Genomic DNA, 22,154 nt, shown 5'->3' on the forward strand with positions numbered 1-22,154 from the left:
CGGGGCTTGCCCGCTCACTACAATCAGGCGGCGAGTTTGCCGTTGGCGATAGCAGCAGAAGCGGCAACCATTGCGCGCAGCAACACCGCACAGCCCGCCGCCAGATCATCCGGGGCAGCATTCTCGATTTCGTTATGGCTGATACCCCCTTCACACGGCACAAAAATCATCCCCGCCGGGCCCAGCTCGGCGACGAAGATCGCGTCGTGCCCTGCCCCGCTGACAATATCCATGTTCGACAGGCCCAACCCGTTCGCCGCATCCCGCACCGCGTCCACGCAGCCCTTATCGAAATACAGCGGCGGGAAGTCCGCCGTCGGCACCATCTCGAACGTCAGGCCATGCTTGGCACAGGTGTCGTCGATCACCTGGCGTACCTGGGCGATCATCGAATCCAACCGCGCCGGTTCCAGATGACGGAAGTCCAGGGTCATGCGTACTTCGCCAGGAATCACGTTGCGTGAACCGGGGTAAGCCTGCAGGCAACCCACTGTCCCACACGCATGAGGCTGATGCCCCAACGCCGCGGCATTCACCGCGGCCACCACGGCCGCCGCACCGACCAGGGCATCCTTGCGCAGGTGCATCGGCGTCGGCCCTGCATGGGCTTCAACGCCGCGCAACTTCAGGTCGAACCACTTCTGCCCCAACGCGCCGAGCACCACGCCGATGGTCTTTTTCTCGTCCTCAAGAATCGGCCCCTGCTCGATATGTGCCTCGAAATAGGCGCCAACCTTGTGCCCGCTCTCCGGTCGTGTACCCGCGTAACCAATGGCATTCAACGCATCGCCGACCGAGACGCCATCGGCATCCTGCTTGGCCAGGGTATCGGCCAAGGTAAACTTCTGCGCAAACACTCCCGAGCCCATCATGCACGGAGGAAAGCGCGAGCCTTCTTCATTGGTCCAGACCACCACTTCCAACGGCGCTTCGGTTTCCACCTTGAGGTCATTGAGGGTGCGCAGGACTTCCACACCGGCGAGCACGCCGAAGCATCCGTCGAACTTGCCACCCGTGGGCTGGGTATCGATGTGGCTGCCGGTCATCACCGGGGGCAGGTTGGGGTTGCGACCAGGACGACGGGCGAAGATGTTGCCGATGCCGTCGACCGTCACCGTGCAACCGGCGTCTTCGCACCATTGCACGAACAGGTCGCGGGCCTGACGGTCGAGGTCGGTAAGGGCCAGGCGACACACGCCGCCCTTGGGCGTGGCGCCGAGCCTGGCCAGGTCCATCAGCGACTGCCACAGGCGGTCACGGTTGATGTGCTGATGGGGCGATTGCAGAACGTCGAGGGCAGCGTTCATTGGGGATCTCCTCAGGCTACATTTCTTATGGATTGAACCCTTTGCAACAGTGAAAAGAGGTCAAGTCTTGACGGCAACCGGACTGGCCCCGCGCTTGGCATTCAAGCCGTAATACAACAACCCACCCAACGCCGAGCCGGTAAACCAGCCGTAGCTGTAGAACCAGCTGAACGCATCGCTGCCCAACGACAGCAACGTCAGCACCACAGGCACGCCAAACGCGATAAACCCGCTCCAGTTCCACGCCGGGTACACGTCATCGCGGTACAAACCGGCAAGGTCGAGTTGTTGTTTGCGGGTGATGAAGTAGTCCACCACCATGATCCCGGCGATCGGTCCCAGCAGGCTCGAATAGCCGAGCAACCAGTTGGAGTAGACGGTCTCCAGGCTCACATCGGAAACGATCAGCCCGAGCTTTTTCAGCAGTTCATGCCCCATCAACACCAGCCCCACCAACCCGGTGAGAATCACCGCCGTGGTGCGGTTGATCAGCTTGGGCGCGATGTTCTGGAAGTCATTGGTCGGCGAGACAATGTTCGCCGCCGTATTGGTGGACAGGGTCGCGATGATGATCAGCAACATTGCAATCGCCACCCACACCGGGCTCTGGATATGCCCGATCAACGTCACCGGGTCGGACACACTCACGCCGACCAGTTTCACCGACGCCGCGGTCATGATCACGCCGAGGGCGGCGAACAGGAACATGGTCAGCGGCAGGCCGAAGATTTGCCCGAGGATCTGGTCTTTCTGGCTTTTCGCGTAGCGGCTGAAGTCGGGAATATTCAGCGACAAGGTGGCCCAGAAGCCCACCATTGCGGTCAGGCCGGCCATGAAGTAACCGGTGAGGCTCGCGCCTTCCGGGCGTTTCGGCGGGATCGCCATCAACTCGCTGATGGACACATTGGGCATCGCCCACACCAGCAAACCAATCCCGACCGCCACCAACAGCGGTGCCGAGAGGGTCTCCAGGCGCTTGATCGACTCGGCGCCGCGCAGCACCACCCAGAGGTTCAACGTCCAGAAAATCATGAAGCCGATCACTTCGCCGGTACCCCCGAGGGACTTCCAGCCCTCGAAAACCGAGCCCAGGAACAGGTGGATCGCGAGCCCGCCAAACATCGTCTGGATACCAAACCAGCCGCACGCCACCAGCGCGCGGATCAGGCACGGCACGTTGGAGCCAAGAATGCCGAACGACGAACGCAGCAACACCGGGAATGGAATCCCGTACTTGGTGCCAGGAAAGGCATTGAGGGTCAGCGGGATCAGCACCACGATGTTGGCCAGCAAAATCGCCATCAGCGCCTCGCCCACCGACAAGCCGAAATACGCCGTCAGCACGCCACCCAGCGTATAGGTGGGCACGCAGATCGACATGCCGACCCACAGCGCGGTGATGTGCCATTTGTTCCAGGTTCGTTCATGCACCTTGGTCGGTGCCATGTCGTGGTTATAGCGCGGGCTGTCGAGGACGTCGGGGCCGGCGTCGAGTTCGTACAGGCCGTTGCGTTCAATGACTTGCGATCTGTTCTGTTGCATGGCCGCTCCACGGTTTTTCGAATTATTGTTGCTCACCCAGCGTGTTGCGCCGGATGGCCGGAGTACCTCGTAAACAACATGACATCACGGGCCCGGCCAGCCGCCACTGCACTCAATAACCGTGCCGACCACTGCCCCGCTACCCGCACCGCTTATATAACCAACTGATGTTTATCAGCTTTCCCATTGAACCCAGGGTACTTGCCAGGTTACTCAGGCTAAATAATCTGGAAGTTGCCCGAACTGTCAGGACTCAATCTGGTGCAACACAATTATTTTTATTTCCTAGCGCCGTCAAGCGGCATATCTCAAGCGTCTGATTTGCAATAAGAAATGTTGCTCAATTTATGAACCTGTCAAGTGCGTCAAAACGGTGAACACACGCCTCATTTTGGTGATTATTGTTTTTTGTCTTTAAAAATCATGCACTTAAACACGATATAAGCTTATGTAAATTCTGCTTGCTCAATCGAAAAACTCGGGCTAGTTTCTATTCCTGTCACCGATGACAGGAATAAACCACTCATCGGCCAGCAGCATTACAACACTTAGAACTGGCACAAGCCGGTCAAGCCTGTGAGGAACTCGACATGTCGCTGTTGATCCGTGGCGCCACCGTTATTACCCATGATGAAAGTTACCGCGCCGATGTTTTATGCGCAGGCGGTCTAATCCGGGCTATTGGTACAAACCTGGATATACCCGCCGGCACTGAAATACTCGACGGCAGCGGCCAATACCTGATGCCCGGCGGCATCGACCCCCACACCCATATGCAACTGCCCTTCATGGGCACCGTGGCCAGCGAAGATTTTTTCAGTGGCACGGCGGCAGGCCTGGCGGGGGGCACCACCTCGATCATCGACTTTGTAATTCCCAACCCGCAGCAGTCCTTGCTCGAAGCCTTTCACCAATGGCGCGGCTGGGCGGAAAAATCCGCCGCCGACTACGGCTTCCACGTGGCGATCACCTGGTGGAGCGAGCAGGTCCGCGAAGAGATGGCCGAACTGGTCAACCACCACGGCATCAACAGCTTCAAGCACTTCATGGCCTACAAGAACGCGATCATGGCGGCGGACGATACCCTGGTAGCCAGCTTCGAGCGCTGCCTGGAACTGGGCGCGGTGCCCACCGTGCACGCCGAAAACGGCGAGCTGGTGTATCACCTGCAACGCAAGCTGATGGCCCAGGGCATTACCGGGCCGGAAGCGCATCCACTGTCGCGCCCCTCCCAGGTCGAAGGCGAAGCGGCCAGCCGCGCGATCCGCATCGCCGAAACCATCGGCACACCGCTGTATCTGGTGCATGTCTCCACCAAAGAAGCGCTGGATGAAATCACCTACGCCCGTGGCAAAGGCCAGCCGGTGTATGGCGAAGTCCTCGCCGGCCACCTACTGCTGGACGACAGCGTCTACCGCCACCCCGACTGGCAAACCGCCGCGGGCTACGTAATGAGCCCGCCGTTCCGCCCACGTGGGCATCAGGAGGCGCTCTGGCAGGGGCTGCAATCGGGCAACCTGCACACCACCGCCACCGACCACTGCTGCTTCTGCGCCGAGCAAAAAGCCGCCGGGCGTGACGACTTCAGCAAGATCCCCAACGGCACTGCCGGTATCGAAGACCGCATGGCGGTGCTGTGGGACGAAGGCGTCAACAGTGGGCGCCTGTCGATGCAGGACTTCGTTGCGCTGACCTCCACCAACACCGCGAAGATCTTCAACCTCTACCCGCGCAAAGGCGCGATCCGGGTGGGCGCGGATGCCGACCTGGTGCTGTGGGACCCCGAGGGTACGCGGACGATTTCCGCCAAGACCCACCATCAACAAGTCGACTTCAACATCTTCGAAGGCAAGACCGTGCGCGGCGTGCCGAGCCATACCATCAGCCAGGGCAAGCTGGTCTGGGCCGATGGCGACCTGCGCGCCGAGCGCGGTGCCGGGCGGTATGTGGAGCGGCCGGCGTATCCGGCGGTGTTTGAGCAGTTGAGCAAGCGGGCTGCGCATTCCAGGCCCATGGCTGTGAAACGCTGACACCGCCTTCGCGAGCAAGCCCGCTCCCACACTGACTGTATTCACAAATAAAAATATGTGAACCCAATCCAATGTGGGAGCGGGCTTGCTCGCGAAGAGGCCAGCACAAGCAACACAAAAACCAATGCCCATCAGAGGCAGCACCTCAATAACCGTGAGGCCACCACCGTGATCCAGACCCTGACCCACCTCCCCCATCCCACCGAAGATGGACCCACCCTCGCCGGCCACTTCACCGACCTGGCACCGCCCCTCAACGCCCGCCAGGCCCAACTGGAAGCCTCGCGCTGCCTGTACTGCTACGACGCGCCGTGCGTGAACGCATGCCCCAGTGAGATCGACATCCCGTCGTTCATCCGCAACATCCACACCGACAACGTGCAAGGCGCCGCGCAGAAAATCCTCTCGGCCAACATCCTCGGCGGCAGCTGCGCGCGGGTTTGCCCCACCGAAATCCTGTGCCAGCAAGCCTGCGTGCGCAACAACGCCGAGGAATGCGCCCCCGTGCTGATCGGCCTGCTGCAACGCTACGCCGTGGACAACGCGCACTTCAGCGAACACCCGTTCCACCGCGCGGCGTCCACCGGCAAGCGCATCGCCGTGGTCGGCGCCGGGCCCGCCGGTCTGGCCTGTGCCCATCGCAGCGCCCAGCACGGCCATGACGTGGTGATCTTCGAAGCCCGGGAAAAAGCCGGCGGCCTGAATGAATACGGGATCGCCAAGTACAAACTGGTGGATGACTTCGCCCAGAAGGAACTGGATTTCCTCCTGCAGATCGGCGGCATCGAGATCCGCCACGGCCAGCGCCTGGGCGACAACCTCACGCTGAGCGACCTGCACCAGCAGTTCGACGCAGTGTTCCTCGGCCTCGGCCTGGCTGCCAGCAAACAACTGGGCCTGCCCCATGAAGATGCCCCCGGGCTGCTCGCCGCCACCGACTACATCCGCGAACTGCGCCAGGCCGATGACCTCACCCAACTGCCCCTGGCCGACCGTTGCATCGTGCTCGGCGCCGGCAACACCGCCATCGACATGGCCGTGCAGATGGCCCGCCTCGGCGCCCGCGATGTAAACCTGGTGTACCGCCGTGGCCTGGCGGACATGGGCGCCACCCAGCATGAGCAGGACATCGCCAAAGCCAACCAGGTGCGCCTGCTGACCTGGGCCCAACCCGAAGAAGTCCTGCTGGATGACCAAGGCCACGTACGCGGCATGCGTTTCCTGCGCACACGCCTGGAAAACGGCCGCCTGCACCCCACCGGCGAAACCTTCGAACTGGCCGCCGATGCGATCTTCAAAGCTATCGGCCAAGGCTTCGACAACGCGGCGCTGCACGATCCACTGGCCCAGCAACTGCAACGCGTCGGCGAGCGGATCTTTGTCGACGAGCAGCTGCGCACCAGCATTCCCGGGGTGTATGCCGGCGGCGATTGCGTCAGCCTCGGCCAGGACCTCACCGTGCAGGCGGTGCAACACGGCAAGCTGGCAGCCATTGCCATGCACGCCCAACTAATGCTGAATATGGAGGCTGCGTAATGGCCGATCTCTCGATTGTGTTCGCCGGTATCAAAGCCCCCAATCCATTCTGGCTGGCCTCTGCGCCACCCACCGACAAGGCCTACAACGTAGTCCGCGCCTTCGAAGCCGGCTGGGGCGGCGTGGTCTGGAAAACCCTGGGTGAAGACCCGGCGGCGGTCAACGTGTCGTCACGTTACTCGGCGCACTACGGCGCCAACCGCGAAGTGCTGGGCATCAACAATATCGAGCTGATCACCGACCGCTCCCTGGAGGTCAACCTGCGGGAAATCACCCAGGTGAAAAAAGACTGGCCCGACCGCGCGCTGATCGTCTCGCTGATGGTGCCGTGTGTGGAGCAATCCTGGAAAAACATCCTGCCCCTGGTGGAAGCCACCGGCTGCGACGGTATCGAGCTGAACTTCGGCTGCCCCCACGGCATGCCCGAGCGCGGCATGGGCGCAGCGGTCGGCCAAGTGCCGGAGTACGTCGAGCAGGTGACGCGCTGGTGCAAGACGTATTGCTCGCTGCCGGTGATCGTCAAGCTCACACCGAATATCACCGACATCCGCGTGGCGGCGCGGGCGGCCTATCGCGGCGGCGCGGATGCGGTGTCGCTGATCAACACCATCAACTCCATCACCAGCGTGGACCTGGAGCGCATGGTCGCCCTGCCCGTGGTCGGCAGCCAAAGCACCCACGGCGGTTATTGCGGCTCGGCGGTCAAGCCGATCGCGCTGAACATGGTCGCCGAAATTGCCCGCGACCCGCAGACCCAGGGCCTGCCGATCTGCGGCATTGGCGGCATCGGCAACTGGCGCGATGCGGCGGAGTTCGTGGCCCTTGGCTGCGGCGCGGTGCAGGTGTGCACGGCGGCGATGCTGCATGGGTTCCGGATTGTGGAAGAGATGAAGGACGGGCTGTCGCGGTGGATGGACAGCCAGGGCTACAAGAGCTTGCAGGAATTCTCCGGGCGGGCGGTGGGCAACACCACGGACTGGAAGTACCTCGACATCAACTACCAGGTCATCGCCAAGATCGATCAGGCGGCATGCATAGGTTGCGGACGTTGCCATATTGCCTGCGAGGACACCTCGCACCAGGCGATTGCGAGTTTGAAACAGGCGGATGGCACGCACCTATACGAGGTCATCGATGACGAGTGCGTGGGCTGCAACCTGTGCCAGATCACCTGCCCGGTAGCGGACTGCATCGAGATGGTGGCGATAGACACTGGCAAGCCGTATTTGAATTGGACGCAGGACCCGCGTAATCCTTATCGGGAGGCTGTGTAGTCCTTTAAGCCGCCTTCGCGAGCAAGCCCGCTCCCACATTCAACCGCATTCCTCCAGATAAAATGCGGTCCACTGTGGGAGCGGGCTTGCTCGCGAAGAGGCCCTCAGCCCCACCACAAAAATCAGGGCTCCAACCCAATCCCGCGCAAAATCACCCCGGTCACCGTCTGGATCGCCCGCTCGAACTGCATATCCGACAACGGCTGGTGATCATTCAGAATCTTCACCTGGTGATCAAAGTCCGCGTAGTGCTGGGTCGACGCCCAGATCATGTACAGCAGGCTCGACGGTTCCACCGGCAGGATGCGCTTGTCCTCCACCCACTGGCGAATCTTCGCCTCTTTCATCTTGGCCCAGTCGTACAGGCTGGCATCCAACGCCTCACCCAGTGTGGGCGCACCGTGGATGATTTCGTTGGCCCAGACTTTCGAGCCATACGGCCGCGTGCGCGAGCGTTGCATCTTGGCGCGGATGTAGCTGCTGAGCACCACGCGCGGGTCATCGAAGGTCTCGAAGCTCAGGGCGTCCTGCTTCCACACTTCCAGCAGGTCGAACAGCACCGCGCTGTACAGCTCGCTCTTGGTGGTGAAGTAGTAGTGCAGGTTGGAACGCGGCAGTTGCACTTCTTCAGCGATGTCGGCCATGGCGGTGCTGCCATAGCCCTTTTCGGCGAAGATCTTCTCTGCCGCCAGCAGGATTTTCTCGACGTTGACCCGACGAATGCCAATCTTGTGATTGCCCATGAGGGCTCCCCGACAACAACATGGGTTAGAGACTACCACCGGCTCTAGATCGCGGCGACAGGCCATACCGAAACTTCGTACACTGCCCGCTTCTCCCCATTGATTGGTATTGAACAATGTTGATCAAAAAGACCCTGACCACCCTCACCCTGCTCGCTTCCCTGCTGGGCGCTTCGGCGGCCTTTGCCCACGCCCACCTGAAAAGCGCCACGCCCGCCGCCGACAGCACCGTCGCCGCGCCCGCCGACCTGCGCCTGACCTTCAGCGAAGGCGTCGAAGCCACCTTCACCAAGGTCTCCCTGAGCAAAGACGGCACCGAAGTCGCCATCAAGGGCCTGGCAACCCCGGACAAGGACAAAAAAACCCTGGTGGTCACCCCTGCCGCGCCGCTGGCTGCCGGCAACTACAAGGTGGTGTGGAACGCGGTATCGGTCGACACCCACAAGAGCAACGGTGAATACAGCTTCAAGGTCGGCCAATAAGCCATGGCGACGCTGTTGGTGCTGTGCCGTTTCGTGCATTTCATTGCGGTGCTGTTGATGTTCGGGGCCTGCGTGCTCAAGCCCTGGCTGCTCGGCAACGAAGTGCAACCGGTGCTGGACCGGCAACTGCTGCGCGGCACCCGGGCACTGGCCTGGGTCGCGCTGTTGTCTGGGATCACCTGGCTGCTGCTGATCACCGCCAGCATGGCTGGCAGTTGGGACGCCGCATGGCAACCGACCACCGTCGAGTTGGTGCTGGGCAAGACGTTTTTTGGCCAGGTGTGGGTGTGGCATCTGCTGCTCAACCTGTTGCTGTTGACCGCATTGATCAAACCCTGGCCGACGCTGCGCCTGCCGCTGATCGCGTTGCTGCTGGCCACCCTCGCCCCCGTGGGCCATGGCGCCATGCTCGATGGGCTCAGCGGGCGCCTGCTGATCCTCAATCAGGTGGTGCACCTGGCCTGCGTCGGCGCCTGGCTCGGCGGTTTGTGGGTGCTGGTGTTGATCCTGCGCCAAACCCAGGGCTATGCGCTGGAGCCGATCTTGCGGCGGTTCAGCGGCGTGGGCTATGGCTTGGTTGCGGGATTGTTGGTGACCGGGTTGATCAACGTTCGCGTGCTGACTGGTCAGCTATGGCCAACGCCGCTGTTCAGCGGTTTCGCGTTGATTCTGCTGATCAAGGTGATGCTGGTGCTGGGCATGCTCGCCCTGGCGCTGTTGAATCGATTACGAATCGAACGCTGTGACGAACGCCAAGGCAGCCTGAAGGCCAGTGTGCTGCTGGAGTGGCTGCTGGGCATTTCAGCGGTCGCCGCCGTGTCCCTCCTCGGCACCCTGCCGCCGATGGTCATGACCCAGTAGCCCCCTCAAGTCGAACATCAATCAAAATGTGGAAGCGGGCTTGTGTGGGAGCGGGCTTGCTCGCGAATACGGTGGATCAGCCAATACACCTGTAACTGACACACCGCTTTCGCGAGCAAGCCCGCTCCCACACTTGAACCGTGCCCATTCTATAAACGGTGGCGAGCCAGGTCATCGTATAACTTCTGATTGACAACCCCCACAAACCACGCAAATACTCAGCTCAATGTTGTACGACGACGTACGACAAATAATAAAAACAACAAAGCAAGGGAGCTCCACTGTGAGTCAATTCGCCCGCAATTCCTGCGTACGCCTGGGCCTTGTCAGCCTCGGCAGCCTGATCGTCACCCTGCCCCTCGGCGCCCACGCCGACGGCTTTCTCGATGACGCCAAGGCCACGCTCAACCTGCGCAACGCCTACTTCAACCGCAACTTCACCAACCCGAGCAACCCCCAGGCCAAGGCGCAAGAGTGGACGCAGAACTTCATTCTCGACGCCAAGTCCGGCTTCACCCAAGGTACCGTGGGCTTTGGCATTGACGTGCTGGGCCTGTACTCGCAGAAGCTCGACGGCGGCAAAGGCACGGGTGGCACCCAATTGTTGCCGATCCACAGCGACGGCCGCCCGGCAGACAACTTCGGACGCCTGGGCGTGGCGCTGAAAACCCGCTTGTCGAAGACCGAACTGAAGGTCGGCGAATGGATGCCGGTGCTGCCGATCCTGCGCTCCGACGACGGCCGCTCCCTGCCCCAGACCTTTCGTGGCGGCCAGCTCACCTCCAATGAAATCGCCGGCCTGACCCTCTACGGCGGCCAGTTCCGTGGCAACAGCCCACGCAACGACGCGAGCATGGAAGACATGTTCATGAACGGCAAAGCCGCGTTCACCTCCGATCGTTTCAACTTCGGCGGCGCCGAATACAGCTTCAACGAAAAGCGCACCCAGGTCGGCCTGTGGTACGCCGAACTCAGCGACATCTACCAGCAACAGTACCTCAACCTCACGCACAGCCAGCCCGTAGGCGACTGGACCTTGGGCGCCAACCTCGGTTTCTTCACCGGCAAGGAAGACGGCAGCGCCCTGGCTGGCGACCTCGACAACAAGACCGCTTTCGCCCTGCTCTCGGCACGCTACGGCGGCAACACCTTCTATGTGGGCCTGCAGAAACTCACCGGCGACAGCGCCTGGATGAAGATCAACGGCACCAGCGGCGGCACCCTGGCCAACGACAGCTACAACGCCAGCTACGACAACGCCAAGGAAAAGTCCTGGCAGGTGCGGCACGACTTCAACTTCGTGGTGCTTGGCGTGCCGGGGCTGACGCTGATGAATCGCTACATCAGTGGCAGTAACGTGCACACCGGAACGATCACCGACGGCAAGGAATGGGGCCGCGAGTCGGAACTGGCCTACACCGTGCAAAGTGGCGCGCTGAAGAACCTGAACGTGAAATGGCGAAACTCGACCATGCGTCGCGACTTCAGCAACAATGAGTTCGACGAGAACCGACTCTTCATCAGCTACCCGATTTCACTGCTGTAAACATTCACGTCGAACCCGCCTGTGCAGCCAACGCAAATCCCCCTGTGGGAGCGGGCTTGCTCGCGAAAGCGGTGGATCAGTCAGCACACCTGTAACTGACACACCGCTTTCGCGAGCAAGCCCGCTCCCACACAAGCTCGCTCCCACACTTGAATTGCATTCGCCGCAAGGAGCGTTGACAAGCCGGGGAATCTGTAACGATACTTTGGCCTAGTCATACGACAACCTACAACAACAATGGAACGCCCATGACCACGACCACTCCCGCTCCCTTCAACCGCCTGCTGCTCACTGGTGCCGCCGGTGGCCTGGGCAAAGTCCTGCGTGAACGCCTGCGCCCTTATGCCCGCGTACTGCGCCTGTCGGACATCGCCGAGATGGCCCCGGCCGCTGACGACGCCGAAGAAGTCCAACCCTGCGACCTCGCCGACAAACAAGCCGTGCACCGGTTGGTGGAAGGCGTCGACGCCATCCTGCACTTTGGCGGTGTATCGGTGGAGCGTTCCTTTGAAGAGGTCCTCGGCGCCAACATCAGCGGGATTTTCCATATCTACGAAGCTGCACGTCGGCATGGGGTCAAACGTGTGATCTTCGCCAGTTCCAACCACGTGATCGGCTTTCACAAACAAGGTGAAATCCTCGACGCCCATTCGCCCCGTCGCCCGGACAGCTACTACGGCCTGTCCAAGTCCTACGGCGAGGACATGGCCAGTTTCTACTTCGATCGCTACGGCATCCAGACCGTGAGCATCCGCATCGGCTCGTCGTTCCCGCAACCGCAGAACCGCCGCATGATGCACACCTGGCTAAGCTTCGATGACCTGACCCAACTGCTCGAACGCGCGCTGTACACGCCAGACGTCGGCCACACCGTGGTCTACGGCATGTCGGATAACCTCGACACCTGGTGGGACAACCGCTACGCCGCACACCTGGGCTACGCGCCCAAGGATAACTCCGAAGTGTTCCGCGCCCAGGTCGAAGCCCTGCCACCAGTGGCCGCCGATGATCCGGCCAAGGTCTACCAGGGCGGCGCCTTCTGCGCGGCCGGGCCGTTCGGGGACTGACCCATGAGTGCAGAACTGATTGTCAACGCCCGCAACGTCGTAGGCGAATGCCCGGTGTGGGTGCCCGCAGAAAACGCACTGTACTGGGTGGACATCCCCCACGGCGGCCTGCAACGCTGGAGCGCCGCCAGCGGCCACATCGCCGCCTGGAAAGCCCCGCAGATGCTCGCCTGCATTGCCCGCACGACGGCGGGCAACTGGGTCGCCGGCATGGAAAGCGGCTTTTTCCAGCTCACCGCGCACAACGACGGCAGCCTCGACAGCACGCCCTTGGCCCGCGTCGAACACCCCCGCGCGGACATGCGCCTGAACGATGGCCGCTGTGATCGCCAGGGCCGCTTCTGGGCCGGCAGCATGGTGCTGGACATGGGCTTGAATGCGGCCGCAGGCATTCTGTATCGGTACACCGCTGGCCAGGCGCCCCATGCCGAACTGGACGGTTTCATCACCCTCAACGGCCTGGCCTTCAGCCCCGATGGGCGCACGATGTACGCCTCGGACTCTCACCCGTTGGTGCAACAGATCTGGGTATTCGACTACGACATCGACAGCGGCACGCCATCCAACCGCCGCCTATTCGTGGACATGCACCAGCACCCCGGCCGCCCCGACGGCGCCGCAGTGGACGCCGACGGTTGCTACTGGATCTGCGCCAACGACGCCGGGCTGATCCACCGTTTCACCCCCGACGGACGCCTCGACCGCTCCCTCAGCGTCCCGGTGAAAAAGCCCACCATGTGCGCCTTTGGCGGCAGCCGGTTGGACACACTGTTCGTCACCTCGATCCGCGATGATCCGAGCGAACAGTCGCTGTCGGGTGGCGTGTTTGCCCTCAATCCTGGCGTGCAGGGTTTGCCCGAGCCGACTTTCACCCTCTGACGGGACAGCCCTGATGATCGAACTCAAAGACGCCCTCACCCACCTCACCCTGGCCCCCGCCATCGGCGGCAGCATCGTCAACTGGCAGGTCATCGCCACCGGCCAGCCATTGTTGCGCCACAGCGATGAGCACGCCGTGAACAGCGGCCTGCCGGGCAAACTGGGCTGCTACCCACTCGCGCCCTGGTCCAACCGCATCGCGGCAGGCGGCTTCAACAACCCCGACGGCTGGCTGGCCCTGCAACCCAACAGCCGCACCGACCCGTTGCCGATCCACGGTTCGGCGTGGCAGCAGGCGTGGCAGGTGGTCAGCCAGTCGGCGGATGAAGTGGTGATGCAGGTGTTGTGCGACACACCGTTCGCCTATCGCGCCGAGCAACGCTTTGGCTTGCGGGACGGTGAGTTGAACATCGCGTTAACGGTCACGCACCTGGCCGAGAAAGCCGCGTGGCATGGGTTGGGACTGCATCCGTATTTGCCCCGCACACCCGGCACGCGGTTGCAGGCCAAGGCTTCGCAGGTGTGGCTCAGTGATGCGGCGAAACTGCCCACGGGCCTGGCGCCGGTGCCAGTGGATTGGGATTTCCAACAGTTGAAAGGCCTGCCCGACGGCCTGGTCGACAACGGCTTCTGTCACTGGGATGGGCAGTGCCGCATCGAGCAACCGGACCTGGGTTACGCCCTGGAATGCCAGGCCAGCGGCGCCGATTACTTCCTGCTCTACTGCCCGCCGGGGTTGGAGTTCTTTTGCATCGAGCCGGTAAGCCACCCGGTGAATGCCCATCATCTGCCCGGCAAGCCGGGGTTAAAGTTGCTGGAACAAAACCAGTCGGCACATCTGTCATTCAAGCTGAAATACCTTCCAACTGTGGGAGCGGGCTTGCTCGCGAATACGGTGGCGCAGTAACTCATTCAGCGCCTGGCACACCGCTTTCGCGAGCAAGCCCGCTTCCACAGTTTTGATCGCTGTTGTGTCAGTGTCACGGTGGGCTGTTTTTGAGGCGCCCTGCGGTGTCGATACTGACCACCACGGACAACCCCGGCCTCAGCCGTTCGCTCTCGGCCTGATCCGCATCCACCGTAATCCGCACCGGCACCCGCTGGGCAATTTTCACGAAGTTGCCGGTGGCATTGTCTGCCTGCAACAGGCTGAACTCCGACCCGGTGGCCGGTGAAATATGCTGCACCGTGCCATGAAACTTGCGGTGGTTCAGTGCATCCACGGTGAACGTCACAGGTTGCCCCACCTGCACGTTGTCCATCTGGGTTTCCTTCATGTTTGCGATCACCCACAACTGCGGCGGCACCAGTGCCATCAGTTGCGCGCCGGAGTTGACGTAGGCCCCCAGGCGCACGCCAATCTGCCCCAGCTGGCCGTCACGTGGTGCGGTGATGCGCGTGTTCGACAGGTCGATCCGCGCCAGTTCCACCGCCGCATCCGCACTCGCCACCGCCGCTTCCAGGGAACCGCGATTGACGATCACCGTCTGTAAATCCTGCCGCGCGATTTCCAGGCTCGCCTGGGCCTGGGCCACCGCCGCGAGGGTCTGCGCGTTCGCGGCACGGGTCACGTCCAGCTCGCGCCGGGACACCGAACCATCGCTGATCAGCTCTTCATTGCGGCGCAAATCCGCGGTGCTCTTGCGCGCCTGCGCCTCACTGTCCGCCAACGCCGCCTGGCGCAGCTTGATGGTGGCTTCGGCGCTGTTGCGCTGCTGCACCACGTTGGCCAGCGACGCCTTCTGCACCGCCAACTGTGCCAGCGCCTGGTCGAGGCGCTGTTTGTAGATGCGATCATCCAGGCGCACCAGCAGGTCGCCGGTCTTTACGTATTGGAAGTCCTGCACCGGGACTTCAAACACGTAGCCGCTGAGCTGCGGCCCGATGATCGTGACCTGCCCGCGCACCAGGGCGTTTTCGGTGGTTTCCACTGCACTGCTGAACGGCGGCAGTTGCCAGGCGTAAAGCACGATCAGCACGCCGACAATGGCAATCGCGGCAAAGCCCAGGGACGAGATGATCCGCACCCGCAGCGGGCGCAGTTCGGTGGGCACCGCGCCCGGCGGCGTGCTGCCTTCGGGGGTGGCGGCGATGGCGGTGGTGGTCGTGGTTGAAGGTTCGGTCATGTAGGTGCGCCGCTGGGTTGAACGGGAGTGGCTGCTCGAGTGGTACTCATCAGCCACAGACTGCGGATAAAGATCCAGATCATGGTCAGCATCGCGATGATCGCGATCAGCATGAACACATCGTTGTAAGCCATCACATTCGCCTCACGGGTGGCCGCCGTCGCGAGACTGCGGATGCCCATGAGGTTGCGCAACTCGGGGTCGGCGATCACACCACCGTAGGCCGAGCCACCGCTCGCCACCCGCGCGGCCACACGCGGGTCCAGCAGGGTCAGGTGTTCGACGATCATGCTCGAATGAAACTTCTCGCGCACGATCTGGAACGTACCCAGCAGCGCCGCGCCGATAAGGCCGCCGAGGTTCTGGCAAATGCCGAACATCACTGAAAAACTCACCAGATTGCGCGGGTTGGCCAGCACGTTCTTGGTGCCCAGCACCATGGTCGGCCCAAGGAAGAACGTGCCGCCGAAGCCTAGTAGGAACTGGCTGATGTACAGGTTCTGCGGGCGGGTCAGGGTGCTGGAGAAACTGTCCATCACCGAACCTGTGGCCATCAACGCCAGGGAAATCACCAGAGGCATCAGCAGATGCGCCGGGTTGATCGTCAACGCGCTGACCGCAAGCCCGGCAATCGCCCCGGCCAGCATCACCAGGTACAACGTGTGCATTTGCTGGTAGCTCATGTTCAGCACCTGCATGAACCCCACGGCGCCGGTGGACTGCTCGGACAGCACCATACGGATCAGGATCACCGCCAACGCCAGCCGGATCATCACCCCGCTGCCCAGCCAGCGGGTCATCAGCATCGGGTTGGCGCGGTTATGCTCGATGGCCAGGCCAGCCATGATCAATACCAGGGAACACGCCGAGGCGACGCCGATCCACGGCGCTTCCAGCCACCAGTCGATCCGGCCCAGGGACAGCACCGCACACAGCAGGGCCACGCCGCTGGCCAAGAGGGCGAAGGTCAGGAAGTCGAGTTTTTCGAAGGTCTTGAAACGATCACCAGGCGGCAACTTGAGCAGGAACACACAGCCCAGGCAGATCAGCGCCAGGCCCAGTTCGAACAGGTACAAGCCGCGCCATTCGGCAATTTGCAGCAAGTCCTCGGAGAACAACCGCGCCAGCGGCAACGCCAGTTGTGCCGTGCCCAGGCCCAGCACCAGGGATTTCAAACGCCACTTGGCCGGGAAGGCCTGGATCATGTAATACAAGCCCAACGAACTCAGTGCCGCGCCGACCATGCCGTGGGCCGCCCGCACCGCAATCGCCGAACTGAGGTCGTTGACGAACAAGTGCCCGAAGGTCACCAGCGCGTACAGCACCAGGAACACCTCGGTAAACGCACGCAGGCCGAACTGCTGGCGGAACTTCACCAGCAACAGGTTCATGCACACGTTGGTCATCACATAGGCGGCGGGCAGCCAGGCCATTTCCGCAGTGGTCGCACCGAGGGCGCCTTGCAGGTATTGCAGGTTGGCGATGACCAGCGCGTTGCCCAAGCCGCCGGTGATTGCCACCAGCACGCCGACCAGTGCGAACAGCCAGCGCTTGGGCGTCGGGTGCAACGGGGTGGACGGCGAACCGGGCAGGCTCGGCCGCTCGTGGGGCTGCCAGGTGCGGGGGGTGTATTTGTCCATTCGACGACTCAGGTAAACCGGTACTCAGAGACAGTAAACCTGAGCGAAGTTCATCTTGCCATCGAGAAGGTACAAATGATGACTGAAGTGTGCGCCGGAAAAAATGTGGGAGCAGGCTTGTGTGGGAGCGGGCTTGCTCGCGAATGCGGTGGATCAGTCACTACATTTGCTGACTGACACTGCGCATTCGCGAGCAAGCCCGCTCCCACATTGGATCTGCGGCCTGTTCTGAGTCAGATCCAGCCCAGCCAGCTCCAGTAAGTGGCAGCGAACACCAGCATCAAGCCATAGCCGATCAGCGTCACCAGAATCCCCACCTTGGCAAACTGCCGCGCCGTAAACGTCCCGGTGCCCAAACACACCATATTCTGCGGCGCATTGATCGGCAGGATAAACCCGTAGCTCATTACAAACCCCAGCAACATGGTCATGCCCAACCGACTGAATTCCCCAGGCAAGGTCTGCAACACCGCAATCAAAATCGGCAGCAACGCCGAGGTCAGCGCCGTGGCACTGGCGAAGCCCAAATGAATCAGGATCAAAAACGCGCCCAGGATCGCAAACACCCCCAGCGGCCCGACTTGATCCAGGCCGGTATGCGCCACCACCTGGGAGCCCAGCCATTGCCCGGCCTGGGTGGTCAGCAGCGCGGTGCCCAGGCTGATGCCCACACCAAACACAATCACCGTGCCCCACGGAATGCGCGACTGCACATCCTTCCAGGTCATCACCCCAAGCCCCGGCAGCAGCAGGAACACCAGCCCGGCGTAAGTGGTCGAGGTGGTGTCGAAGTTGTGCAGGCGCCCTTCGGTGGCCCAGGCCAGCAGCAACAACACCGACACGCTCAGCAGGCGTTTCTGCGGCCCGGTCATCGGGCCGATGTCCACCAGTGACTGGGCCACCGCCTCCTTGCCACCGGGAATGCTATCGGTCTCCGGCGGCAGCAGCTTGAGCACCAGGAACAACAGCACCGCCGACATGATCAACGCCCACGGCGCCCCGGCGATCAGCCAGTCGATCCACGACACGCGCTGGCCAAGCATCTTGTCCATGAAACCGACGGTGAGCAGGTTCTGCGCCGCAGCAGTCTGGATGCCGACGTTCCAGATACTGGTGCCCTGGGCCACCACGATCATGATCGCGGCGGCGATGTTCGAGCGCTTGTCCACGCCGAATGCAGCGATCACGCCCATCATGATCGGCACCACACAGGCACTGCGCGCCGTGGCGCTGGGCACCACCAGGCTGAGCAGGATGGTCACGGCAATCGCCCCCAGCAGGATGCGCCGGGTGCTGGTGCCGACCCGGCTCAGCGTCACCAACGCAATGCGCCGGTCCAGGCCGGTGTGGGTCATGGCCGCCGCGATAAACAGCGCGCCCGCCACCAGCGCCAGCGCCGGGTTGGAGAACCCGGTCAACGCCATGCTGATGGCCGGGCTGGTGCCGATCAGATGCGCAGGGTCTTGCAGCGACGGCGCAGTGCCCAACAGGAACGCCATCAGCGACGTGATCATGATCGCGCTGGCCTCGTAGGACACCGCCTCGGTGATCCACACCACCACGGCAAACGCGAGGATCGCCAGCATGCGATGCCCGGCCACCGGCAAGTCCGCCGGCAGCGGCAACAGCAGCACCCCGGCCATCACCAGTACGGCGATGACCAGGCCCAAGGGCAATTTGAAGGGTGCAGCGATTGTCGCGGGGGCGTTCATGGCGGGCTCCGTCAGCCTTTAAATCAGGCCGCAAGCATGGCCCAAATTGCCGCACCCGGTGTTGACGGGTATCAATCGCTCCCACAAGGGCTTGGGTTTACGCTTCAACTGAGCAGTTGGCTCAACACCGCCCGCAACTTGCCGGGCTTGACCGGTTTGTTCAGCAACGGCGCATCCAGCCGACGCAAGGCGCGACGGCATTGGTCGGTGCGGTCGGCGGTGATGATCACCGCGGGGATCTTGCAGGCGAAATGCTCGCGCAACTGCTTGACCACCTCGCAGCCGACCACGCCGTGGTCGAGGTGATAGTCGGCGAGGATCAACTCCGGCGCCCTGCCCTGCAACACCGCCATCGCACCGACCTGGTCGGTGGCGGTGAGCACTTCGCAGCCCCACTGTTCGAGCAGCGCGCTCATGCTTTCGAGGATGCTGGTTTCGTTGTCGATCACCAGCAAGCGCCGCCCCGGCAGCGGATTGCCGGTGGTCGGTTGTACCGGCAGTTGGCTGATCGCCAGGGGCATCTCGGCACTCAGCGGCACTTCGATGCTGAACATCGAGCCGCGCCCCGGCCAGGAGCGCACGGCAATCGGGTAGCCAAGGATCTCGGCGATCCGCTCGACAATCGCCAAGCCCAACCCCACCCCCTTGCGATCCGCTGCACGGCCGACATCCAGCTGGTTGAACTCAAGGAAAATCGCCTCCAGCCGATCCGCCGCAATCCCGCGCCCGGTGTCCCACACCTCCAGGCGCAGGCAATCGCCCCGGCGTCGTGCGCCGAGGAGGATGCAGCCGTCGTCGGTGTAGCGGCAGGCGTTGCTGAGAAAGTTACGCAGAATCCGCGTCAACAAGCGCAGGTCGGTGCGCACCGCGTAATGCCCGGTGTGCACGCGCAAATTCAGCCCGGCCGCCTGGGCCACCGACTGGAATTCCGAGACCAGCGGCGCGAACACTTCATCCAGGCGATACAGGGCCACATCCGGCTTGACCGCCGCCTGGTCGAGTCGCGAGATGTCGAGCAGGTCGGTGAGCAGATCCTCGGCGCCTTCCAGCGCCTGGTGCGTGCGTTCCACCAGTACCCGCTCGACATCGGGCAACTGGCGCTCACGCAAGGTGGCGATCAAAAGCCGTGCGGCGTTCAGTGGTTGCAGCAGGTCATGGCTGGCGGCGGCGAGGTACTTGTCCTTGCTGCGGTTGGCGGCCTGGGCGGCGTCGCGGGCGTCGCGCAGATCCTGTTCGATCTGTTCGCGCTGGGCGATCTGCTGCTGCAGATTGTGGTTGGCTTCCAGCAATTCATCGGTGCGTGCGGCGACGCGCTGCTCCAACTCGTCGTTGAGGCGGATATAGCGCTTGCGCTCGGCCTCCAGCTCATCCAGGCGTGCGGTCAGCTCCGGGTAGTGACTCTTGCGCGCCGACTGATCGCCCAGCCCCAGCAGCGCAGACAGCGCGCGTTGCGGGTCGTCAGAGTGCTTCGCCATAAACGACCTCAACATCACGCTGGCTCGACGCGCGCGGGTTGGTGAGGATGCACGGGTCATCCATTGCATGCTCGGACAAAAACGGAATATCCGCCACACGCACCCCGTGCAGGCCGAGGGTTTCGTGGAAACCGATCGCGTGCTTCAACGCGATCAGATGCTCCACCAACCGCCCGCAGATCTGCCGGTGGTTGAGGCCCCGGCAGTCGATGCCGAACGTCTCGGCAATCACCTGGAAACGCTCCGGCGCCGAGCTGTAGTTGAACGCCACCACATGCTCCACCAACACCGCGTTGCACAGCCCGTGGGGCAGGTCGAGGAAGCCGCCGAGGCTGTGGGACATGGCATGCACCGCGCCAAGGATCGCGTTGGAGAACGCCAGTCCGGCCTGCATGCTACCGAGCATGATCTTCTCGCGCAGGGCAATGTCGGTGGGGTTGGCGATCATCTGCACCAGGTTGCCGTTGATCAGGCGCATGGCTTCCAGGGCATGGGGATCGGTCAGCGGGCCATGGCCGGTGGAGACGAACGCCTCGATGGCATGCACCAGCGCGTCGATGCCAGTGCAGGCGGACAGGAACGGGTCCATGCTGGCGGTGGTTTCCGGGTCGATCAGCGACACATCCGGCACCACCGCCTTGCTGACGATGGAGAACTTCATGCGTTCCTGCTGGTTGGAAATGATCACGAACTGCGAGACATCCGCCGAGGTGCCGGCGGTGGTGGGGATCAGGATCAGCGGCGGGCTGGGCACGCGGATGGTGTCCACGCCTTCGAACTCGAGAATGCTGCGCCCGTGGGCGACCACGATACCGATGGCCTTGCCGCAGTCCATCGGGCTGCCGCCGCCAATGGCGACGATCACGTCACAGTGGTTTTCACGGTAGACCTCGGCGCCGGTCATCACTTCTTCAACGCGGGGGTTGGGGGACACGGCGGAGTACAGGCAGTAATCGATACCGATGGCTTGCAGGCTGGCTTCGACGTCGGCGACCCAACCGGCGGCGATCACCCCGGGGTCGCTGACCACCAGCACCTTGCGCGCGCCGAAGGTCTTCGCGTAATTGCCGACGTTGTGCCGGCAGCCGGCGCCAAAAATGATTTCAGGCGAGACGAATTTACGCAGGAGGCTGAGGTTTGGGCTCATTGGAAAGCCTGTTTTTATTATTTTGGAAGGATGGGCTCCACACTAACCGATCCGGGGGCGATTGCAATCAGACCAATGGGTCATTTCCAATGGGGCAAATACTGCGGGATTCCTGCCCAATCGCTGACTTCAGGTAGTCCATTCATTTTCGGCGCACCATTGCTGCACATCTGCAATCAGTTGCGTTGAAAACGGTTGAAAATCGGGAATTTTTTTCTCGTACTTTTTGACGCTCTCTGCAAAAAAACTGACAAAAGCGGCACCGATTAATTTTCGTTGAGCAGTTTTGTCTTTTTTCAGTGGAACGAAATCTTCTTCGTCCAAGGCGATATCCAGACCGAGCATTTTGTCTTTGCCGTAGTAGCGGCAAATATTCTTGCGCTCAAGCTTCTTGGGTACGCATCTCACGCAGACCGCCAATTCCAAATCAAGGTTGGGGTATTTCTTTTCGAGAGTTTCACTGAGGCCATTTAGCTCATCAGTGATCTCAAAGACGTTTGTCCAGCTCGGGGAGTCCGATGTGGTATCGACTCGCATGATGAAATCCTTATATCAGTGCCTGCATTTATTGCCTGGTGGCAACTTTCCTCGACGCTTGAAATATTTTCCGATTTTTAGACTTTCCCATATCCGCATGTTGCCCTTCGTAGGCGCTGCCATGAGTGATGCCCATAGCCCTTGGTCCTTTAGAAATAACCTTTTCGTTTCGCGAATGAGGCGGCCGAACGCCTCGCTGTTCTGGCCTGCTGTTGAGTGATGATGCCCGTTTTGACCAGTGCATTGTGTA

The 22,154-nt window shown here is 62.0% G+C and carries 18 protein-coding genes; 9 read left to right on the forward strand and 9 right to left on the reverse strand.

All coding sequences use genetic code 11. The annotated features are described in order from the left end of the window. Window positions 1-23: 23 nt before the first annotated feature. Complete coding sequence (locus tag PSH81_RS17090) at window positions 24-1,307, reverse strand: Zn-dependent hydrolase (protein ID WP_192296660.1); 1,284 nt, start codon at window positions 1,305-1,307, stop codon at window positions 24-26. A gap of 60 nt (window positions 1,308-1,367) precedes the next feature. Then, window positions 1,368-2,849 (reverse strand): NCS1 family nucleobase:cation symporter-1, encoded by a 1,482-nt coding sequence (locus PSH81_RS17095; RefSeq protein ID WP_192296661.1) that lies wholly within the window; start codon window positions 2,847-2,849, stop codon window positions 1,368-1,370. Between the two features lie 590 nt (window positions 2,850-3,439). On the opposite strand from PSH81_RS17095, the gene hydA reads away from it, so the two are divergent. The 3 genes from hydA to preA all read left to right on the forward strand — a co-directional run bounded on the left by hydA (window position 3,440) and on the right by preA (window position 7,689). Continuing rightward, entirely contained in the window at window positions 3,440-4,879 is a 1,440-nt protein-coding gene (hydA, locus tag PSH81_RS17100) for a dihydropyrimidinase (RefSeq protein ID WP_305391144.1), read from the forward strand. 168 nt (window positions 4,880-5,047) lie between these two features. Further along, the gene (locus PSH81_RS17105; RefSeq protein WP_305391145.1) at window positions 5,048-6,415 is read left to right on the forward strand and encodes an NAD(P)-dependent oxidoreductase; all 1,368 of its coding nucleotides are present in this window, start codon (window positions 5,048-5,050) and stop codon (window positions 6,413-6,415) included. Next, a complete protein-coding gene (gene preA / locus PSH81_RS17110; RefSeq protein ID WP_305391146.1) occupies window positions 6,415-7,689 on the forward strand; it encodes an NAD-dependent dihydropyrimidine dehydrogenase subunit PreA in 1,275 nt (424 codons plus the stop codon). The genes PSH81_RS17105 and preA overlap by 1 nt, the downstream gene beginning before the upstream one ends. 122 nt (window positions 7,690-7,811) lie before the next feature. Here the strand turns inward: preA and PSH81_RS17115 are convergent, their stop codons facing one another. Then, window positions 7,812-8,432: a TetR/AcrR family transcriptional regulator gene (locus tag PSH81_RS17115; RefSeq protein WP_226457766.1), complete on the reverse strand. Its 621-nt coding sequence runs from the start codon at window positions 8,430-8,432 to the stop codon at window positions 7,812-7,814. A gap of 116 nt (window positions 8,433-8,548) precedes the next feature. Here PSH81_RS17115 and copC point away from each other — a divergent pair, with 116 nt between their 5' ends. The 6 genes from copC (at window position 8,549) to PSH81_RS17145 (ending at window position 14,174) form a co-directional block, all read left to right on the forward strand. Then, a complete protein-coding gene (copC, locus tag PSH81_RS17120; RefSeq protein ID WP_192296665.1) occupies window positions 8,549-8,914 on the forward strand; it encodes a copper homeostasis periplasmic binding protein CopC in 366 nt (121 codons plus the stop codon). Window positions 8,915-8,917: 3 nt separating this feature from the next. After that, entirely contained in the window at window positions 8,918-9,775 is an 858-nt protein-coding gene (copD, locus tag PSH81_RS17125; RefSeq protein WP_305391147.1) for a copper homeostasis membrane protein CopD, read from the forward strand. 283 nt (window positions 9,776-10,058) lie between these two features. Beyond that, window positions 10,059-11,321: an OprD family porin gene (locus PSH81_RS17130; RefSeq protein ID WP_226457764.1), complete on the forward strand. Its 1,263-nt coding sequence runs from the start codon at window positions 10,059-10,061 to the stop codon at window positions 11,319-11,321. A gap of 248 nt (window positions 11,322-11,569) precedes the next feature. Beyond that, window positions 11,570-12,388 (forward strand): NAD(P)-dependent oxidoreductase, encoded by an 819-nt coding sequence (locus PSH81_RS17135; RefSeq protein WP_305391148.1) that lies wholly within the window; start codon window positions 11,570-11,572, stop codon window positions 12,386-12,388. Window positions 12,389-12,391: 3 nt separating this feature from the next. Beyond that, on the forward strand, window positions 12,392-13,267 hold the full coding sequence (locus PSH81_RS17140) for an SMP-30/gluconolactonase/LRE family protein (RefSeq protein ID WP_305391149.1): 876 nt from the start codon (window positions 12,392-12,394) through the stop codon (window positions 13,265-13,267). Between the two features lie 13 nt (window positions 13,268-13,280). Beyond that, entirely contained in the window at window positions 13,281-14,174 is an 894-nt protein-coding gene (locus PSH81_RS17145) for an aldose 1-epimerase (protein ID WP_305391150.1), read from the forward strand. 73 nt (window positions 14,175-14,247) lie between these two features. On the opposite strand, the gene PSH81_RS17150 is transcribed toward PSH81_RS17145, so the two are convergent. From PSH81_RS17150 to PSH81_RS17175, 6 genes are all read right to left on the reverse strand, one after another. After that, window positions 14,248-15,393: an HlyD family secretion protein gene (locus tag PSH81_RS17150; RefSeq protein WP_192296671.1), complete on the reverse strand. Its 1,146-nt coding sequence runs from the start codon at window positions 15,391-15,393 to the stop codon at window positions 14,248-14,250. After that, a complete protein-coding gene (locus PSH81_RS17155; protein ID WP_305391151.1) occupies window positions 15,390-17,033 on the reverse strand; it encodes an MFS transporter in 1,644 nt (547 codons plus the stop codon). The genes PSH81_RS17150 and PSH81_RS17155 overlap by 4 nt, the downstream gene beginning before the upstream one ends. 233 nt (window positions 17,034-17,266) lie before the next feature. Next, window positions 17,267-18,745, reverse strand: coding sequence for a DASS family sodium-coupled anion symporter (locus tag PSH81_RS17160; RefSeq protein ID WP_226457760.1), 1,479 nt, complete (start codon window positions 18,743-18,745; stop codon window positions 17,267-17,269). A 104-nt stretch (window positions 18,746-18,849) separates the two neighbouring features. Next, window positions 18,850-20,220: a hybrid sensor histidine kinase/response regulator gene (locus PSH81_RS17165; protein ID WP_305391152.1), complete on the reverse strand. Its 1,371-nt coding sequence runs from the start codon at window positions 20,218-20,220 to the stop codon at window positions 18,850-18,852. After that, window positions 20,204-21,367 (reverse strand): alcohol dehydrogenase-like regulatory protein ErcA, encoded by a 1,164-nt coding sequence (ercA, locus tag PSH81_RS17170; protein WP_124528356.1) that lies wholly within the window; start codon window positions 21,365-21,367, stop codon window positions 20,204-20,206. Before ercA ends, PSH81_RS17165 begins: the two co-directional genes overlap by 17 nt. Window positions 21,368-21,496: 129 nt before the next feature. After that, a complete protein-coding gene (locus PSH81_RS17175; protein ID WP_305391153.1) occupies window positions 21,497-21,904 on the reverse strand; it encodes a hypothetical protein in 408 nt (135 codons plus the stop codon). Between the last annotated feature and the right edge of the window lie 250 nt (window positions 21,905-22,154).

The organism is Pseudomonas sp. FP2335, assembly GCF_030687535.1.
In the GTDB taxonomy this organism is placed as follows: domain Bacteria; phylum Pseudomonadota; class Gammaproteobacteria; order Pseudomonadales; family Pseudomonadaceae; genus Aquipseudomonas.